A 19,550-nucleotide genomic window follows, 5' to 3' on the forward strand; every position below is an offset into this window, starting at 1 on the left:
CCTTAGTTTAAAATGCTTTCAAGATTGGGCTTAGAATCCAAGCATATAGTAGCGCTGCGACAACTGTGTCTACATCTGTTGCTGTAGCGTTGATAAAGCCTAAACTGTTGAAGATAGTGACTAGTAAAGCGGGTAATAACGTGATGAAGAATCCGTGTGCGATTCCTCCGATGATTGCCCCTCTTCGACCTCCGACTGCATTACCAAATATTCCGGCTGTACCTCCAGCAAAGAAATTGGTCAGCATACCTGGTAAAATCATTGCTAACCCAAAGACTGGTAAGACGAACATGGCAATAACTGTTCCGATTGTCGTTGTAATAAATCCCAAGATGACGGCATTTGGAGAATAAGGGAAGAACACCGGACAATCTAGTGCTGGAATGGCATCTGGAACTAATTTCATTGCAATCCCTCTGAATGCTGGTACGATTTCGCCTAGTAATAAACGTACACCTGCTAGTAAAACGTACACCCCAACAACAAACTGAATCGCTTGTATGAATGCAAACATAATATAGTTTTGAGAGCCGGATAATGTAGATGCAAACTCATTACCAGCAAAGGCTGCTGTAACAATGTAGAGCGGCACCATAACCACCATTAATGATAGATACGTATCTTGCAAGAATTCAAAAGATCCTGGTAGTTGAATATCTTCAATTGATTTTTTATTTTCTCCACGTTCGCCAAAAAGTTTTGCGACGCCCGCTTCAAACAGATAGCCAAATGTACAGAAATGGCCTAACGCAATATCATTTGAACCCGTTACTTTACGAATAATTGGTTGCGCGAGTGCTGGCATCGCTACTGCGAAGACGGCTCCGACAAATCCACCGACTAAAATCAGTGCGATTCCTCTAAGTCCTGCAAAGAATCCAAAGACAGTTGTCATCGTAGCCATCCATAGAATAGCTTGACCAGTTAGGAAAATATATTTCCATCTAGTGAAGCGTGCAATCAAGATGTTGAAGACGAAGATTGCTAAGAAGGTTAAAGCAATGTCTCTTCCGAGTCCTAATTCGTTCATTGCCTGTCCGTTGATGGCTTCTATTGAAGGAATAATACCTTGCATACCGAAACCTACAGTGAAGATTTCTCCGAAATACGTTAAACTTCCAACGATAATTCCAGATCCGGCACTAAGCACTTGAAATCCAAGTAAGGTTTTAAGTGTTCCGGATATGACTTGTCCCATCGATTTCTTTTGCAAGAGCAAGCCAAGCATTGCAATCAACGCAATGGTAATAGAAGCCTGCGTTAGTATGTTATCTACTATGAAATTTATGACTGACATGTTTTTATCCTCCTATACTAATTCTAAATAGCTCCTTTAGCTTCTAATACAGGTGTTAGCTTTTCCTCAATTTCCTGTTTAGATACAATATTTTTAAGATAAACAATAGATGTTTTACCTTCATCAATGTTGAATTTTTCAAATTGTGACTTGAAGTTCTGTGCTGTGATGATGATATCTGGACTCATAGAAGCGGCACTTGAAATATCCACATGATCTAATTTCGCTTTTACACCTTTAGCGTTCAATACATCTTCTGCTGACATTTGTGCGGCAAAGCTACTTCCTAGACCTGCTCCACATACGAATAAAATTGTTAGTTGTTTACCCATTTTTATCTCCCCGTTTCCGTTGTTTTTGAATTTTCACTATATAAAATATCTTTAAATGTTTCGACATCGTTGCACTGAACCATTTCTTCGATTTTTTCTTTATCATTAATCAAATCAACAAGGTTTTTCATAATGTTCAAATGTGAGTAGGCATCTACGGCTGCAAGACAAAAGATGATTTTCACTGGATCGTTGTCTTCGTTACCGAATACAATAGGTTCCTTTAAAGTCGCAACACTTACGCCTAACTTATTGACGCCGTCTTCTGGTCTAGCATGCGCTAATGCAATATGTTCTCCAATTACGATGTAAGGGCCGTACTCTTCTACAGATTGAATCATAGCGTTTACATATCTTTCTTCGATGATGTCTTTATCAAGCAGAGGGACTGAAACTTTTCTTATAGCATCACTCCAGTCTTCTGCTTGCTCGGAAAGTAAAATATCTTTGTCTTCCAAAATATCTTTAAGCATAGGCTGAATCTCCTTTTTATTAATTTTTAATTGATGTGTGTCAAACAATGCTTCCAAAGATTGGTAGATGTTCTTGGAAACTTTTCCACCGCTGTTATTGATGATTTCAATAAACGAATGAAATAAATCTGTTGCATCTGTGGACTGGTTCGTTAGCCTTTTGAATTGCTGATGATACTTCAAGAATCGTTCAATCGTCTGTTGATCTTCTTCTTTAATAATTGGATCAAGTACGAGTAAAGGTTTTCGATCATAATCAAGTGGTAAAGTAGAAAACACCACATCTACATCCAATTTCTCAATCAAGTCAATTTCTCTTGAACTGAGTACACCGACAATATCGATATTGAATTGTTCTTTAAGATTCTCAGATAGTAGCTTTCCTGTGACCATTCCGTGATTACAGACGATGACGGCTTTGTACGTATATTTCAAGTCCCGTTTGATCGCACTCACTGATGTAGAAAAATGAATGGTTAAAAAAGCAATTTCATCTTCTGTCAGTGTTTCACCTGTAAGTTGTTCAATGTTCGGTGCAAATGCATGGATGGCTAGATAAACTTCCTGGTAGTAACTATGAATCGTGTCTTTAAGCGGATTGACGATCTGGATATGATTCTTCACTCGATTGATCAATCCAAGGATATGTTTGTACAGTCCTTCGTGTAGCGATTCTTCTTCACGAGTAAATGGAATGTGCGTCGTTCTTTCAACGTGCCGAATGAGTTGGATAGATAATAGCTGTGCTTGAACCCATTCGATCGATTCTGTCGTATTTTCTGAAGTAAACGATTCTAGCATGAAACGAATATATTGTATTTCAGGTTCTGGTGGATGAACATTCAACGCTTCACAAAGCTTATCTGTATACGCCTTCATTTTCGAACAGCGCTTATTGCCTGTTTCTGCTGAAGAACCAACTACGACTTTTTTGGTACAATATCGGCTAATCCATACAGCTGTAAATAAGATCATCTGATCACGATACGTACTTTCTTCTGTGGACGATATGGTCTGGTCATATACCTGATCCAGCGTTTTGAATATTTCCATTGCTATATACCGATTCAGTATTTTCTTCATGACCGTTTCTGTTTTCTTTTCGACCGTTGTAGATGTCGAGCCAACATACTTATTGATGACGTCATAAATCATTGTTCTAACGGAACGCTCGGTACCTTGTATTAAAACACCTTGCTTGATCGTACTTACAACGTCAATATCATATTTCCTCAGGATCTGTCTAACTCTTCTCATATCTTCGTCCATCGTACTTTTGGATATTTGATAATCCAACTCTTTCTGGTAACAAAATACTGGCATTTCTGATAATGAAAATGCGAGGATAAGATCAACGATTCTTTCATCTCTCGATAGATAATCTTCTGCATCTCCATGATCGTTGAGTACTTGTAACTGGATCTTTTCTTCTTCAGTAAGGTTCAGAACAAACCCTTTTCCTCTAACGTTTTGAATTCTAGAAATTCCTTCGTCTTCGAGAAAACGGTTGATTTCACTGATCTCACTTCTAATGGTTCTTGGACTAACATTGAATTCCACTTGCAGCGTTTCTATAGATAAAGGTAGGTCTGCATTCACTAACCTGCTTAATGTTTTTAAAGTTCGATCCTTCAACTTATAACAACTCCTTATCTGACTATAGTATAAAATGTACTTAAAGATAATATCAGTAGAGATTGTTGCAATCTCAAATGGCAAAATTGTAAGCGCTACATATAATGTTTCTATCATAACTTATTTTTCTTTATTATTAAATCTAATATACTTTAACCAATTTAGCTATCGAATCCTCTTTCACAAAATAGTATAGTTGGTGTAGTAAGTATTTCAGGAGGTTACTGATGTCCAAACTTATCATTATCAGAGGAAATTCTGGAAGCGGGAAATCTACTACGGCTCTAGAACTTCAAACTTATCTTGGCGCTAATACGATGCTCCTATCTCAAGATGTTATCCGAAGAGAAATCATGCGTACTTCTGACGGCCCCGATACTTTAATCATTCCATTGATTATCGAAATGGTTCGTTACGGTCAGAAGGTTTGTCCTTACATTATTGTCGAAGGCATTTTCAAGAAAGAATGGTACGCGAGTATGTTTGAAGCGCTGATTGAGCTCTGTGATCACGATTACTTAATGTATTATTTTGACTTGAGTTTTGAAGAAACCTTGAAAAGGCACCGAACCAGAGATAAGTTCAATGATTTTGGCGAAGCAGCTATGCGTAGTTGGTGGAACGAACAGGACTATTTAGGGTATCCAAATGAATCTCATTTCACAGAAGGTCATACGCTTTTAGATATCATGACGCGTATTCAATTAGACATAACCAACAAAAATCTATACTAAAAAACGCACTGATTCATGATCAGCGCGTTTTCATTTCTATTCAGTTAGTTTTTACATATCTACGATTTTTCTTAAGGTTCTTCTGATTTCTTTTCCATGCAAGATAATCACAGACCAGAACATCATCGTGCTGATCATAAACGAAATCAAGCTCGGTAAGGGCTGAGTCGTCCAGCCTAGCAAAAGAAAAATCAGTGGAATAAATCCTAGTAAAGCAGCTGCTTGAAGATACAAAACGTATTCTTCCGTATCAAGGCGTACCATTTGGATTGCGAGAAACATAGCAACGAGCGCAAATATACAAATGATTGGAATAGAATACGTAATGGACCAGCCAGACCATTCATTGATAAAGTCAAAATACAAACTAATCCCAGATAAAAGTAGGATCAGATATAAAATTCCCTTCGTAATATTTCGGCGTTTGCGGATAATAATCAAAACCACCATCCACATACTCATAATCCCAAAAATAATATAATCCAATCCAAAAAATTCAAAAGACCAAAGCCATTGAACCAAGAAGTAGATTACAACAGCAACCACTGATATCAGCGTCAACAACTCCGTTACGCGGGCTCTATTAAACCTTAAAGGAATGGCCGGAAACGGATCAGATGCCACTTCTGCTTGTTCAAGTTCCATGATCTGCTGCCCACAAAGCGGGCACTTTAACCATTCACCTTTTACCATCGCCTGGCAATGAGGACATTGATTCATCCGTTTTCTCCTCCAGTTCTTCCTTGGTGACTTTATTAGCTGTAACCGTCACGGGAATCTGTTCTTGACTCAGTAACTCCACGAAGCGCTTTTGGATATTTGTATCCACAAAAGGCGTTGTAAAACTAACCGTTAGACTATTTTCATGACTGATCATACAAAACTGCGGTCGAATCGCGGATGTATGGAAATAGACAGAACGAACATAAGGCCTGACTTGCTCTGGAAACTCTACTCTACCCAGATTAGACATGGCAACCGTCACTTTACGATTATGAACTTTGTTAATCATTTTTAATATAAAGTCTTTGAGTGGCCTAGGCTGTATTCGGATAAAGGGGTTCAATTCAAATGAAATGAACCGATTCAGTCTCTCTTCTAGATATTCTGGACCTGTTTGTGCTTTTAGCTGCTCGGATAGGGTTGTACAGAGCTTTTGAAAATCTGGTCGCTCTTTGTTTTCAATCACCGTTTTCAATTTTACCGTAGTAAAAAAGTTTCTAGCCGAGGAGGACGGAAAATACTGTCTTAGATTGACAGGTACCGAAACCGCAATGGCAGAAGGCTTAGCCTCTTTATCTTTTGTTTGCTCAACGGCTAAAAGATAGAGGGCAGTCAAATAAACGGTCAGCGATACATTAAACGACTTGGCTAGTTTCAGAGTCTGATACAAAGGAAGATTTAATTCGATGACTCTCATTCGATTATCGGGTGTCTTTTGACCTTTAATTCGGTAAATCGCTTTTTGGTCATCTTCTTGATTTCTTACATCAGGCGCATCCATCATCGCTGAGGGTAGAGGAGGTTTATTTGCAGGCATATCTGACTCTCTTTCCAGATAAATCTTTTCCAGAGCAGATAAAGCCGCTTTCTTAAAGTTCTTCTGACGACTTTTTCTAAAGTATTTAGCAAAACTGTCTTCTCTTTGGTCAGCCACTCGTGCTTGTTCTTTTTGGTTTTCTTCGCCGTGAGCATCTAAATACATTAAAGCCACATACTTGGAAATCAGATCTTCAAAGAACCACTGCGCGCCTGTGCCATCAGACAATGCATGAAACACTTCCAGGTGGATACGATCATTATGATAAAGTACTCGGAACAGCAATTCTTTTTTGTCGAAATGATAAATCGGTGCACAGGGTGGTTTGGTTTCTGGTCTAGCGACCGGTCTCAAATTACTTTCTTCCAAATAATACCAGAATAATCCTCTTCTAAGCACACTTCGGTATAATGCGTACTGCTTGTAAACAGCATCTAACGCACGCTGTAAAATTCTCGGATTGATTGTCCCTTCTAATTCAGCACTCAGCCGAAACACTTTCGTATCCACATCATTTTTTGCTGCCAGAAAAATATTGGATGCATTATCCAGTCTAACCCAATTCCTTCTCTCCAAATCGTATCTCCTCTCTAGTGCGACGTCATATTTTAATTTCTAGTCAGAAAATCATTCATAATGCGATAAGACTCATCTAACGGCGTTGCAAATTTTGGATACGTAATAAATCCATGAACGGCATTTTCTACTCGGTGAAGCCGGACTTTGTTGCCATTTTTAAATAAAGCACTCGCGTAAGCTTCGCCTTCATCACAAAGCGGATCATACTCAGCAGTAATCACCAATGTTTCTGGTTGGTTCGATAGATCTTCAGCCATTAGAGGCGCAACTTTATAATTTTTGCGCTCTGCTTCGTCAGGAACGTATAGCTTCATGTAACTCTGAATTTTCTCAATCGTTAATCCATAATCGTGTCCATTACGTCTAATTGAGTCAAACGGAGACTCTTCAGAATGATCCCAATAGGTGACCGGGTAGAGTAAAATCTGTTTATAAGGCTGTGTCAGACCTTTTTCTCTTAATAAGATACTGACGACAGCCGCCAAGTTTCCTCCCGCAGAATCCCCCATAATAATCCATTTAGAGGTATCTTCTGGACCAGTGAATTCTAACTGTTCAAGTAAAATTTCAGCCACGCGAAAACAATCTTCAAGACCAGCTGGATAAGGATATTCAGGTGCTAATCTATAGTCTACTGAGTACACTACCCTTCCTAGCGCATCCGCAAGATTCATGCAGGCTCTCGTATAGGAATCGATATCGCCTATGACCCAACCGCCGCCGTGAATATATAAAACTGGTTCTTCGTGTTTTTTCTTTTTAGGCATAAAAACTCGGACATCAATTTTATGCGAACGGTCTTCAGAATAAATTTGTTCATTTAATATCCGATAAGATCTTTTAGGCTTAGCGTAAAAGATCTGCTGAAATTTTCTGATTGACTGATAATCTTCCTGGATATCAATTTTTGGAGAAGACATCAGTTTTAAAATAAATTTGAAGAACGGATTCATAATTTGACCTCATTATCTTTAACTTTTCTATAGTCTATCACGAAAACCTTTCACAGACATTAAAACAGTCTATTCCTCATCTAGATTTTGTGTATAGATATGGTAAACTTGTTCACATTAAAGACTGAAAGGACTGGTATAATTGAAGACTGCTAAAGAATGGATACAAGAATTGAATCTAGCAGCTCACCCTGAAGGAGGCTACTTTGTTCAAACAGACATCAGCGCTCAACGATACCTTAATAATAAAAAAGATTTATCCCTTTATACGAATATTTTCTTTTTACTTACAAAAGAAAGTGCTTCTCATTTCCATCAACTGACGTCAGATGAGCTGTGGTTTTTCCATGCTGGATCTCCTTTGACTATCCATTCTCTGAATCCAGATGGATCCTATAATCAAAATAAAATTGGACTGAATTTGTCTCAAGGGGAATCTCCCCAGTATACTGTCCCAGCTGGAACCATTTTTGGATCCACTGTTGAAGATGGATACGCTCTAGTCAGCTGTACCGTCGTTCCCGGTTTTGATTTCTCAGATTTCAAATTATTTACTCAAGCTGAATTGCTAAAAGAGTATCCCGAACACAAAGATATCATCACTAAATTAGCATATGAAACGCTTCCTAAATGAGATATTCCCTTATTTTGAAAGGACCTCTTTGAAAGCTTGTCCCTTTAGCAAAATTGTCTTTTTTTCTCCTTAAATTTCATTTGACTTGGCTTGACGCTACTGTATAATTGAAATCGCGTGACTAACCACGACAAGACCTAAAAGGAGAACAAAAAATGAGTAATAGTAATTTAGAAGGCAAGCACATGTCTTTTAGTGAAATAACTGCTAATCCTGCACCACTTGGACTGCTTGGATTCGGAATGACAACGGTATTACTGAACATTCATAATGCTGGATTCTTTCCAATCAATCCAATGATTATTGCAATGGGTATTTTCTATGGAGGATTCGCACAAATCGTTGCTGGTATCATGGAATTTAAAAAGAACAATACATTTGGTACAACTGCTTTCACATCATACGGATTTTTCTGGCTATCATTTGCAGCATTGAACTTATTACCAATGCTAGGATTGGGTGAACCAACTTCATCAGAAGCTATGGGGGCTTACTTATTCATGTGGGGACTATTTACTTTAGTCATGTTTATCGGAACCCTTAGAATCAGTCGTGCCTTACAAGTTGTTTTCGGTTCATTAGCGTTATTATTCTTTTTACTAGCTATCGGAAACTTTACTGGTTCAGCAATGATCATGACAATTGCTGGTTATGAAGGCATCATCTGTGGTTTCTCAGCAATTTATGCTGGTTTAGCTCAAGTCATCAATGAATTATATAAGAAAAACCTTATGCCTTTAGGTGAAGTAAACTAAAACCGATTCAATGAATCAAACAGAAATACCATCCAATCAACATTGGATGGTATTTTTTATTGTTCATTTAATTTAGGAATAACTTTAGCTTTCTTATTTCGACGTCCTCTTGACCGTTTATAATGTGGTCTTTTTAGTATTCGCACGCGCTTGACGGTTGGAATCTGTTGAATTTCTTTTACAGCCCCTTCGATTTTATCAAGCCCTTCCTCCAGATCGATCAGTACATAAACATAGCCGTTTTTTCGATTACTCGTCATGTCACCCATGCGTAAATCGAAATGATTGAATATCTGAATGATTTCCGGCAAAGTATCCATCGTTTCTTCGTAAAATACTGTTACACGGTAGGGAGAATGAAATAATTGTCTCGCCCCAGGAAAATTGACTGAATCTCTGACTGTTCCATATAAAAGAAAGTCACTGAGTGACTTTCTAGCTAAGCGTTCTCCGCCTTCCAAAGCTTCTTGAGTATTCCCGCCGATATGTGGGAGTAGGGTAATCTTTTCGTGCCCCAGTAAAACTTCCTCTGGAAAATCCATTATATATCCAGCTATTTGTTCGGTATTGAGTACTTCTATTAAATCTCTATTATTGACAAGCGGCCCTCTTCCAAAATTCAATAAATAAGCGCCTTGTTTCATCCATTTTAATTGCTCTTTAGACAAAATACCTCTTGTCTCGTCTGTCAACGGTAAGGTTAATACAACAAAATCGGATTGACGCAATAGCTCTTCAAGCTCTAACTGCTCTACATAGTCTAAGTCTTTGTCCGATCTGGCGTATCCGAGCACTTCCATTCCTAAGTCATAACAACTTCTCGCAACTTGAGAACCAATTGATCCAAGACCTACAACACCGATCACTTTGCCTTGTAGTTCTCTACCTACAAAGTCTTCTCGTTTGTCTTCTGCTTGTTTCAGTAAATCTGGTCCTTTTAATGTCTGAACCATTTCGGATGCTGGCCCGATTGGACGAACAGCGGCAAACAAACTGCTGAGAACAGCTTCTTTTACAGCATTTGCATTGACGCCAGGTGTATTTAAAACAGCAATTCCCTTTTCAGTAGAGGCATCGACATTGATCGTATTGACCCCAACACCAGACCTTGAAATCACGAGAAGATCTTCTGTCAGTAACTCATCTGGAACAACAGAACTTCTGACCATAATGCCATGTGGTCGCTCCGTTTCCACCACTTTAGCTTTTGCATGCTTTAATTTAGCCAACTGCTTACTGGAAAAGGAATCTATGGCTTTGATGTCGTACACTTTATCGCCTCCTATAATACTTCTTGAATCTACTCATTTACACTTTGCATTTTATTCTATCATTGGTTAAACTAAAATAAAAGTTTGGAGAGGGTGTTTTACAGTGCACATTGAAACGGTTGAGCTTTATCCGGATCGTCCCGTTATTGGAGACAATAGTCAAATCAAAGATACAACCTTTGGAGAATATGTAGAGTTGGGATCATCCAATAGCGTCGATAATTCGAAAATTGGAGGGTATAGTTACACTGGTAGTTATTGTTATGTCCAAAATTCAGTTATTGGTCGTTTTGCCAGTATAGCAGATATGGTCAGAATCGGACCCACAAACCACCCATACGAAAGACCCTCTCAGCATTTATTTGCCTATAATGGAGATGGGTACGGCTTCCCTAACAAAGATACCCAATTTCTTGAAAAAAGAAAACAGAAAATCACAACAATCGGAAATGATGTCTGGATTGGTCATGGTGTAACCATCCAATCCGGCGTGACAGTTGGAGATGGTGCGGTGATCGGAGCCGGAGCAGTGATTACAAAAGATGTAGCGCCTTATACAATCGTAGGGGGTATTCCTGCTAAACCGCTAAAAGAGCGATTCCCTAAAGACATTCAAGAAAAGCTTTTGCAAATTAAGTGGTGGAACTGGTCAAGAGCAGAACTAGAAGAACGCTATGAAGACTTGAAATTACCCATTGAAGACTTTGTCGAAAAATATCTTCCTACAACAAAATAAACAGACTTTGTCCAAGTCCTAATCTTACCTCTCTTAGGTTATTTTCATAAGAGGGGTATTTTTTGTGAAATCACTTTGACAACGCATTAGAAATTACTTATATTTAGTTAGTATGTTTTCAATCAACTAATAGAGGTGAAAAGATTGGTCAAAAAAGAAAGACAAAAGTTCAGCTTTTTAAACTGGGTCGAACGAGTAGGTAATCGCCTGCCGGATCCTGCATTCTTGTTTGTTATTTTAGCTATCATCACGATGATTATTTCAGCAATCGCTGCATCCACTGGTCTGACGGCAACGTATGAAGGGGTAAATCCCGATACCGGTGCCATCGAATCCATTACAACAACTGTCAACAATCTGCTTTCTGTAGAAGGTATCCATTATATGGTGACAAATGTGATCACGAATTTCACCGGATTCTTCCCGCTTGGGACGGTCTTCACGATTGTGATTGGAGTCAGTGTAATGGAAGGAACGGGTATGCTATCGGTTTTACTTAGACGCATCGTTTCCAACACACCCAAAATGCTGATTTCAGCTATGGTTGTCTTTTTAGGTATTTCATCCAATATCGCTTCTTCTACTGGCTATATCGTACTGGTTCCACTCGGTGCCATTATTTTCATGGCTAGTAATCGCCATCCGATTGCTGGATTAGCGGCTGCCTATGCGGGTGTTTCCGGTGGTTGGACAGCTAACTTATTACTCGGCTCAAATGATCCTTTATATGCTGGAATCTCCACTCAGGCAGCAAATATCATTGATCCAAATTATGTGGTTCAGCCCACTGGAAATTACTTTTTCATGGTTGTTTCAACTATACTCATCACTGTTTTAGGGACTTGGATTACAGACAAAATTGTTGAACCAAAGTTACCTGCCTATAAGCTTTCTTCTAATGAAAGTTTGACCGCTACAACAGCAGAAGAGAAAAAAGGGTTACTCTATGCTGGAATTACAGAAGTCATTTACTTAATTATCATGGGGTTACTTGTCATCCCGTCAAATGGTCTGTTACGTAACCCAGAAACCGGAGCAGTGCTTTCGTCTCCTTTCATGTCTGGAATCATTTTCTTTATGATGTTGTTTTTCCTAATTCCTGGGATTGCTTACGGAATCGGAGCTGGTAAAATCAAAAGAAGTCATGATATCACTAAATTGATGTCAGAAGGCATTGCTGGAATTTCCAATTTCCTGGTATTGATTTTCTGGGCTGCTCAATTCACGGCCCTTTTCAGTCATTCCAACTTAGGTACGATTATCTCGGTCAAAGGGGCTCAATTACTGACGACAATTGGCTTGAACGGTTTGCCATTGCTTTTACTATTTATCTTGCTCACTTGTGGAATAAACATTTTAATGCCTGTCGATACGGCAAAATGGGTCATGATGGCACCGATTTTTATCCCAATGTTCTTACAAATTGGCTTAACACCTGAAGTCACACAGCTCGCTTTCAGAATAGGGGATTCTAGCACAAACATTATCACACCATTAATGCCGTTTTTCCCAATGATTGTCGCTTATTTCCAAAAATACGACGAAGAAGCGGGAATCGGTTCAGTTGTTTCAACCATGCTGCCTTATTCTATCGCCTTTTTAATTGGTTGGGTTGTTCTTATCACTATTTGGTATGTAACAGGCCTTCCAATCGGACCTGGCGCACCAATAACGCTATAAAATACAAAAACCAATCTCTTTTTACTGAGATTGGTTTTTTCTATACTTCTAAACAAATTTTTTATTTTCCTAGAACACGTACGGGTCCTTTTCTAAGTCTCCTGACAATCCAGATGCCGATAATTAGATTCCAAACAGTCATGGTATAGACAGACAACCGCTCAAATACAGCTGGATAACCAAAATCGTATGTCAACATAGTACTTAATGCAAGTAGTCCAAAAATACCCAATCCTATGGCGACTCTTTTTGGCACACTGTACTGTTTATTCAAATAAATGCCCATTAAAATTAAAGTAAGGTTTCCAGCGATAATTGCCATACCTGCTCCGATAACGTGCATGTTCGCATAACTATAAGATTCTCCAGGAAACAATCCAACTAAAACATTTCCGATGCCCTGAACAACTGCAGCAACAGAAACCAGTGCGCGTGCTTTCTTCTGTACTAAACGGATGGTAAGTAGGTACGCACTCGTTGACAAAATCCCATAAGAAATAAAACCACCATTCATCACATTCGCAAGTGGTGAAAAGACCGCTCGTCCATCAATGGTCATACGTTTGGCAACACCTAAGTCACTAATATAATGAAAGGCATACCCATACTCCGGATCCGTCCAAGCATGAGCAGAAATGGCTTCTGCGGTTAAATAAACTGTAGAGGCTGCTATAAAGAGAATGGCTCCTAACAACAATCTTCTCGAGTAGATTCTTTTCAAAACAACCCCTCCTTCTTTTAATCTTCTTTGATATAGTCAATCATCAGTTGATTGATTTGTCTTGCCTTCTCGTGATGCAGCCAGTGTGTTGTATCTCCAACTAAGATCCCTTTGCCATCTTCACAGTAATCTAGACTCATCTCTGCAAGCTCTTTACCTAAAAACTGATCGTTTATACCCCAAATGATAAAGGTGGGAACGGTGATGTTGGAAGTCGTACTTGCATTCATCATATTTTTACCATTGGCCCGATACCAGTTGATCATGGTGGTCATAGCATTCGGTTGAGACCAAGCTAATCGATACTCTTGTAGGTCTCTCGAACTGAATGTACCTTTCAAACTACTTCCGATTAAAGCACTTGTAGCTCCTCCCCAGTTCGCACGACTGACCAATTTCTCAGGAATGCCTCTAAGCTGGAAAAATAAAATATAAGAACTTTTCAGCAGTTGTGACGGATGTTTCAGGACATATTTGCTCATAGCCGCTAAATGCGGTGCATTCAAAATCATCATCTTTTTAATGAGTTCTGGATAGGTTTCTGCCACTTTCCAAGAGACGATTCCACCCCAATCATGTCCAGCAAGGATTACTTGATCTTTACCTGATTGTCGAATCAACCCTGCGATATCTTCCACTAATTCTTTCATGTCGTAGTCTTTTACGCTTTCTGGTTTGTCGCTTAAATTATAACCACGTTGATCAGGTGCCCAGACTCGGTAACCTTGTTCTGCCAATTCTGCCATTTGTTTACGCCATCCATACCAGAACTCCGGGAATCCATGAAGAAGCAAAACCAGTTCACCATCCTCCGGTCCTTGCTGTGCAACATGGAGTTGAATACCATTTGTTTGGATATACGTATGTTCTATCTCGTTCATAAGACACTTCTCCTTTTCAATCAGATTTCCCTATATTCCCCTTATCGATTCTTTTTTGTAATGACCCATATTCATTATAGTAAAAAACGCTAAAAGTTGCCCTTATAACACTTTTTTCTCTATAACCTAACCTTGAACTTGACTACTTCTAAGTTCTTTTGGCAGGTGTATTCCAGATAATCTTTCTAATAATATCGGTTAATTCTTGATGCGTTTGTTTTTGACCTGTTTCATACCACGTTTTAAATGTTCCGATCACACCTCGAATGAGAAATGCTGAGACCAATCGATGGTAGTCCGGGTCCACTTGTGGAAAGGCACTTTGTAAAATGTTGCGTGAATGGTAATCGACCCAACCATCAATTCGAGAAGAAAATGAACGACTGCCGTTTGGACCCAGTAAGATATAAATAATATCTCTCTTTTCAAACAAACTTGAAAATAAAACTTCTAGTAAAGGCGGTTTGACTGTATCTTCTGGTAAAACCCCATCATATTGATCAAACAAACTTTCTAATTCAGTAAACACATCATCTTCCAGTTCGTCTAGTAACTCATAAATATCTGAATAGTGGAAGTAAAAGGTTCCACGATTGATATCTGCCTTTTCCGTTAATTCTTTAACTTTTACTTGATGAATAGATTTTTCCTTTAAAAGCTGGATCAATGTATCTTTTAAATTGCGTTTCGTCTTTTGTACGCTTCGATTTTCTTTCATAATTTTCCCTCTTTCAACACTTTTGCTCTTTTTGTATGAATTTCAACATATGCAGAATGACTGTGTGTTGTACTTTCTAGCTTAGTCCTTATAATTAACACTAGTTTAAATTTGAACATTTGTCAAAACTTTAAGAAAGAAGTCGGTATGATGAAGGAAAGATTATTTAGAGCTATTGTGAAATTTAGGAAATCTATTATTTTTGTGTTTATTTTTCTAGGAATCCTTTCCGTTTTTCTAGCAAGATTTGTCGGAATCAATAAGGACATGGTCGATTATCTACCTAGTTCCTCCCCTTCGACGCAAGCGATTCATTTGATGGAAGATGAGTTTCCACCTCAACCATCTACCATTCGTATTGCTGTAAAAGACAATGGCATAACGACGGCACTCGAATTGAAAGAACAACTCAGTCAAATTGATCAAGTCACTTCAGTAGAGTGGCTCAACGATGAAGAAAATATAGAAGAACCTTTAGAAATGATGGATCAAGAAACGGTTCAAAACTATCTTCAAGATGGAAAAGATTTATTTATCGTTTCAGCAGATATTGAGGAAAACGAACAAAGAGATGCGGTGATTCAAGAAATCAGAACCGTTATCGGAGAAGAAGGGAACATGGAAGGGCCTGCTGTTCAGGATTATGAATTAGATCAGCATACAAGTAGTGATTTGTTCACTACGATTAGTCTCGCTGTTGTTATTGCTTTTCTCGTTCTACTCGTTTCAACTTCTTCATGGATTGAACCCGTATTAATCCTTGGTACGATTGGTCTCGCTATTTTAATCAATAGTGGAACAAATATTTTTCTAGGCGAAATCTCTTTTGTGACAAAGAACGCTTTCCCTATTTTGCAGCTTGGTGTCTCAATCGACTACTCTATCTTCTTGCTCCACCGCTATGAAGAGTACCGAAAAGAAGGTATAGTTCAAGAGGAAGCGATGGTCAAGGCACTACACAATTCTTTGGGTTCCGTACTGTCTAGTGGTTTAACGACGGTGATTGGATTTGCGGCACTGATCTTAATGAAATTCGGTATTGGTGCAGACATGGGGATTGTTTTAGCGAAAGGCGTTATGTTCAGTTTGCTTTCTGTCTTTATCTTCCTTCCAGCTATGACACTCGTTTGTGCAAACTTATTAGAAAAAACAATGCATCAGTCATTTATACCGTCATTAAAACCTCTTGCTAAATTGGTTTACAAGGTACGCTATTTCACTGTACCGTTACTAGTCATTTTTGCAGGCATCTTTTTCCTTGCTCAAAAGCATAATGATTTCTACTACGGTAATTCAAGATGGCTACCTGAAGACAATATGGTTATGCAGGAACAACAAGCGATTGAACAGTCCTTTGGTCATGAGAACCTTATGGCACTAATGATTCCCACAGAAGATGAAGCACTTGAAAAAGAAATGGTCGAGTATTTAGATGACTTAGGAGCCATTACGGAAGTCCAAGCTTATTCAAATGAAGTTGGCTGGGCCATCCCGATTCAATATGTTCCAGATTCTACTAGAGAGATGCTTCATTCAAATGACTATAACCGGTTAGCTTTCAAAACAGCATTACCAGCCGAAAGCAGCGAGACCTTTGACATGATTGAAGAGATTCGCGAAAAAGCAGTCTCCTTATTTGGAGACGATTATCTGTTAGCGGGCGACAGCGTGTCAACGTATGACTTGAAAGATGTCATTAGTTCCGATCAGCGCATTGTGAATATCGCTTCTATTTTAGGCATTTTGATTGTCATTGCGATTGCCTTCAAATCCCTTATTTTGCCAGTGATTTTAGTGATCAGTATTCAATCAGCCATCTGGATCAACTTAGGTCTTCCCTACTTTAGAGGAAGTGCACTATTTTATATCGCGTTCCTCATCTTAAGTTCTGTTCAACTGGGGGCCACCGTTGACTATGCCGTCTTGCTGACCGACCGTTACATCGAGGAACGACATCTTCAAACAAAAAAAGACGCCTTACTTGCAGCAATCGAAAAATCTGGAGAAAGTATTATCGTCTCTGGTGTCATTATGACCGCCGCAGGATTTTTATTTGGAATGTTTTCTACGAATCAAGTACCTGCTCAGATCGGTTATTTACTAGCTCAAGGTACTCTACTTTCCATGTTCGTTGTCTTTTTCGGATTACCAATTCTACTTTATTTAACCGATCGCTGGATCGAAAAAGGCTCATTGAACATGATATTTAAACATCAGAAAGGATCAAACTCATGAAAAAAGTATTGATTAGTCTAAGTACTACCGGAATCATCGCAAGCTCATTGACTTTCCCGGTTATGGCTCAAGAAGAACCCTCTTATTCCAAAGAAGAACTGGTTTACTCAACAATTGATTTGTCAGGAAGTTTAGAAAGTATGTATGTAACGAATCTATTTGAACGAACCGAATCATCAACAGAAAATCTAACAGATTATGGTCAATATGAGGCGTTGCATCTACTCAACACAACGCACTCTGAGCTATCTTCTCAAAATGACCAAGCATCGATTAAAACTGATGAAGCGCGTGTCTTTACACAAGGGAAAGTCACAGACAAGCGCCTTCCCTGGACTTTCCAGTTCACTTATTTGATGGATGGAAAAGAAGTGGATCCTCAAACAATCACAGGATCAGAAGGTACATTCACAGTAAAGGTCGCAATCAACCCAACAGATACGACAGATGAACAGTTAATGGATTTTGTAGACCACTATGCTTTGCAAGTCAGTACGTCTATGGATTTAGATACTCACTTTGATTTGAATAGCCCAAACGGGATGACAAGTACCGCTGGCAACAAACGACAAGTTCAGTGGACTGTTTTGCCTGGTCAAGAGGAAGATCTTTCTTTCACTGTAAGAACCACTGATTTTGAGGAATTAGACTGGTCTATTAATGGGGCGCCTTTGAGTTTAACGATTGGAGATGACCTCTTTGATCTTTCTGAATTCACTGATCCGCTTAAAGAGTTGGAGACCGGCATTCAAACTTTAGATGAAGGTTCTCAGACGCTTTATAATGGTAGTTTAGATCTGACAAAGGGTATGCAAGACCTACTTGACGGAAGTAACCAACTGACTGATGGGACTTCTCAACTGGACAAAAATAGCCAGAAACTAGTCGACGGAACAGATCAGGCCTTTACAAAATCAAAAACATTAGAAGAAGGCTTATCTTCTTTAACGCAAGGAAGTAGGCAACTTGCTCAAGCTACCGGGCAACTTGAAGCTGGGGGACAACAATTAGCAGAACGTTCTGAAGGTTTCTTTACGGGATTAACAGACTTAAACAAAGGTATTTCTAGTTTGTCGGAAGGTCTTGAAGAGATTGAAACAGGCTTAAGCCAGCTTGATAGCAAGTCAGACAGTTTAACCAGTGGCTCTACTACTGTACTTGAAGCGCTTGAAACCATGCAGCGTAAAGTGAATGAAGTTGAACTTTCTATGGATAACGTTTCGCAATTAAAAGAAGCCTCTCGTTCGATTCAAACCGGTTTAACGACGCTTCGTGATGGTGTAGCTGGTATGGACAGTAGTATTTCTCAATATAAAGGTAAACTAGCTGATGGTGGTGTTAACCCTTCAGAATTAGCTGGACTGAATCAGAATGCAGCAGATAATCTAGCTGGGTTGAAACAGCAACTTAAAACTTTACAGCCACTTGTTGAAGACGGGTTAATTGAAGAAAATGTACTCGTCCAGTTACAAACAGCGATCGAACAGACCGAAAAGCTGTCTTCTGCTAATGCACAATATATCTCTGGTAGCGATCAATTGATTAACGGTATACACAGTCAAGTAAAAGAGGATGGTGCATTAAGATCCGGCAGTACTCAATTGGTGTCTAGCTACAAAGAGTTTGATCAAGCCATAACGAATCTTGTAGACGGTCTGTCTTCCTTACCTGAAGAAATTGCGCCGCTCCAAAATGCAATCAGCCAGTTGACCAATCAGTACCGTACACTAGATCAAGGCGTAAAAGATTATACAGCTGGTGTCCATAAACTTTCTGATGGAATCAATAAAGCTACTACAGCCGCTGAACAGCTTGATGATGGTTCGAATACATTAGTCAGTGGTGGAAAAGCTCTTCAATCTGGTATACAAGATCTTTCGAATGGAACAAGTCAGTTGACTGAAGGTGCTTCAACACTTAATCAAGGTCTTTATAGTGCTCACGAAGGTTCACTAGCCTTCACAGATGGTATCGACCAGCTTCACTCTGGAACTGTTCAACTTCAAGAAGGTACGCATGCTTTGTTTGCGGGTGCAGATGACTTATCTAGTGGCGTTGGTACCGCAACGACAGGCGCTTCAGACCTTTCTGAAGGTGCTAGTGAATTAGCGGACGGCACAACAGAACTTAGAGACGAAACATCTGGTTTGCCGGATAAGACAAAAGAGAAAATCGATGAAGCGATTGAAGAATTCTCTAATTCAGATTACGAAATTCAGTCTTATATGGATGAGCGAAATGATCAAATTGAAAATGTTCAATTTGTCATTCAGTATAGAGCTCCTAAAGAAGACGACCAAAAAGAACAAAGCATAAATCCTGTCGAAGAACATAAAAGCCTATGGCAACGTTTCTTGGACTTATTTAGATAAAACA

The 19,550-nt window shown here is 39.1% G+C and carries 17 protein-coding genes; 7 read left to right on the forward strand and 10 right to left on the reverse strand.

All coding sequences use genetic code 11. The features are described 5' to 3' along the window. Positions 1-7: 7 nt before the first annotated feature. The 3 genes from ACFP65_RS06930 to ACFP65_RS06940 are packed head-to-tail and all read right to left on the reverse strand — an operon-like array spanning position 8 to position 3,737. Positions 8-1,297 carry a PTS sugar transporter subunit IIC gene (locus ACFP65_RS06930; protein WP_379917136.1) on the reverse strand — a complete coding sequence of 430 codons (1,290 nt, stop codon included), beginning with the start codon at positions 1,295-1,297 and terminating at the stop codon, positions 8-10. 23 nt (positions 1,298-1,320) lie between these two features. Further along, positions 1,321-1,629, reverse strand: coding sequence for a PTS sugar transporter subunit IIB (locus ACFP65_RS06935; protein WP_379917137.1), 309 nt, complete (start codon positions 1,627-1,629; stop codon positions 1,321-1,323). Positions 1,630-1,631: 2 nt separating this feature from the next. Next, positions 1,632-3,737 (reverse strand): BglG family transcription antiterminator, encoded by a 2,106-nt coding sequence (locus ACFP65_RS06940; RefSeq protein WP_379917139.1) that lies wholly within the window; start codon positions 3,735-3,737, stop codon positions 1,632-1,634. Positions 3,738-3,964: 227 nt separating this feature from the next. Here ACFP65_RS06940 and ACFP65_RS06945 point away from each other — a divergent pair, with 227 nt between their 5' ends. Next, complete coding sequence (locus ACFP65_RS06945; protein ID WP_379917141.1) at positions 3,965-4,471, forward strand: kinase; 507 nt, start codon at positions 3,965-3,967, stop codon at positions 4,469-4,471. Between the two features lie 51 nt (positions 4,472-4,522). Here the strand turns inward: ACFP65_RS06945 and ACFP65_RS06950 are convergent, their stop codons facing one another. From ACFP65_RS06950 to ACFP65_RS06960, 3 genes are read right to left on the reverse strand one after another with little or no spacing between them, the layout of a single operon-like run. Further along, positions 4,523-5,191 carry a DUF6320 domain-containing protein gene (locus ACFP65_RS06950; RefSeq protein ID WP_379917142.1) on the reverse strand — a complete coding sequence of 223 codons (669 nt, stop codon included), beginning with the start codon at positions 5,189-5,191 and terminating at the stop codon, positions 4,523-4,525. Then, positions 5,151-6,587, reverse strand: coding sequence for an alcohol acetyltransferase (locus ACFP65_RS06955; RefSeq protein WP_379917144.1), 1,437 nt, complete (start codon positions 6,585-6,587; stop codon positions 5,151-5,153). Before ACFP65_RS06955 ends, ACFP65_RS06950 begins: the two co-directional genes overlap by 41 nt. A 32-nt stretch (positions 6,588-6,619) precedes the next feature. Further along, a complete protein-coding gene (locus tag ACFP65_RS06960) occupies positions 6,620-7,543 on the reverse strand; it encodes an alpha/beta hydrolase (protein WP_379917146.1) in 924 nt (307 codons plus the stop codon). 142 nt (positions 7,544-7,685) lie between these two features. On the opposite strand from ACFP65_RS06960, the gene ACFP65_RS06965 reads away from it, so the two are divergent. Together ACFP65_RS06965 and ACFP65_RS06970 are read left to right on the forward strand one after the other, a co-directional pair. Next, positions 7,686-8,177: a cupin domain-containing protein gene (locus tag ACFP65_RS06965; protein ID WP_379917148.1), complete on the forward strand. Its 492-nt coding sequence runs from the start codon at positions 7,686-7,688 to the stop codon at positions 8,175-8,177. Between the two features lie 155 nt (positions 8,178-8,332). Next, complete coding sequence (locus ACFP65_RS06970; RefSeq protein ID WP_379917149.1) at positions 8,333-8,932, forward strand: acetate uptake transporter; 600 nt, start codon at positions 8,333-8,335, stop codon at positions 8,930-8,932. Between the two features lie 56 nt (positions 8,933-8,988). Here the strand turns inward: ACFP65_RS06970 and ACFP65_RS06975 are convergent, their stop codons facing one another. Further along, positions 8,989-10,203 carry an NAD(P)-dependent oxidoreductase gene (locus tag ACFP65_RS06975; RefSeq protein ID WP_379917151.1) on the reverse strand — a complete coding sequence of 405 codons (1,215 nt, stop codon included), beginning with the start codon at positions 10,201-10,203 and terminating at the stop codon, positions 8,989-8,991. A 103-nt stretch (positions 10,204-10,306) separates the two neighbouring features. On the opposite strand from ACFP65_RS06975, the gene ACFP65_RS06980 reads away from it, so the two are divergent. Next, positions 10,307-10,939, forward strand: coding sequence for a DapH/DapD/GlmU-related protein (locus ACFP65_RS06980; RefSeq protein WP_379917153.1), 633 nt, complete (start codon positions 10,307-10,309; stop codon positions 10,937-10,939). 144 nt (positions 10,940-11,083) lie between these two features. Continuing rightward, positions 11,084-12,619, forward strand: a complete 1,536-nt coding sequence (locus ACFP65_RS06985; RefSeq protein ID WP_379917155.1) for an AbgT family transporter — start codon at positions 11,084-11,086, stop codon at positions 12,617-12,619. Between the two features lie 61 nt (positions 12,620-12,680). Here the strand turns inward: ACFP65_RS06985 and ACFP65_RS06990 are convergent, their stop codons facing one another. From ACFP65_RS06990 to ACFP65_RS07000, 3 genes are all read right to left on the reverse strand, one after another. Then, complete coding sequence (locus tag ACFP65_RS06990; protein WP_379917157.1) at positions 12,681-13,340, reverse strand: DUF998 domain-containing protein; 660 nt, start codon at positions 13,338-13,340, stop codon at positions 12,681-12,683. A gap of 17 nt (positions 13,341-13,357) precedes the next feature. Continuing rightward, on the reverse strand, positions 13,358-14,221 hold the full coding sequence (locus ACFP65_RS06995) for an alpha/beta fold hydrolase (protein ID WP_379917159.1): 864 nt from the start codon (positions 14,219-14,221) through the stop codon (positions 13,358-13,360). A gap of 148 nt (positions 14,222-14,369) precedes the next feature. After that, on the reverse strand, positions 14,370-14,939 hold the full coding sequence (locus tag ACFP65_RS07000; RefSeq protein ID WP_379917161.1) for a TetR/AcrR family transcriptional regulator: 570 nt from the start codon (positions 14,937-14,939) through the stop codon (positions 14,370-14,372). Positions 14,940-15,089: 150 nt separating this feature from the next. Between ACFP65_RS07000 and ACFP65_RS07005 the strand changes: the two genes are divergently transcribed. Then, positions 15,090-17,174 carry an efflux RND transporter permease subunit gene (locus ACFP65_RS07005; protein ID WP_379917163.1) on the forward strand — a complete coding sequence of 695 codons (2,085 nt, stop codon included), beginning with the start codon at positions 15,090-15,092 and terminating at the stop codon, positions 17,172-17,174. After that, on the forward strand, positions 17,171-19,546 hold the full coding sequence (locus ACFP65_RS07010) for a hypothetical protein (protein ID WP_379917164.1): 2,376 nt from the start codon (positions 17,171-17,173) through the stop codon (positions 19,544-19,546). Before ACFP65_RS07005 ends, ACFP65_RS07010 begins: the two co-directional genes overlap by 4 nt. Positions 19,547-19,550: the final 4 nt, after the last annotated feature.

Source organism: Marinilactibacillus sp. GCM10026970, from assembly GCF_042660675.1.
Lineage (GTDB): Bacteria > Bacillota > Bacilli > Lactobacillales > Carnobacteriaceae_A > Marinilactibacillus.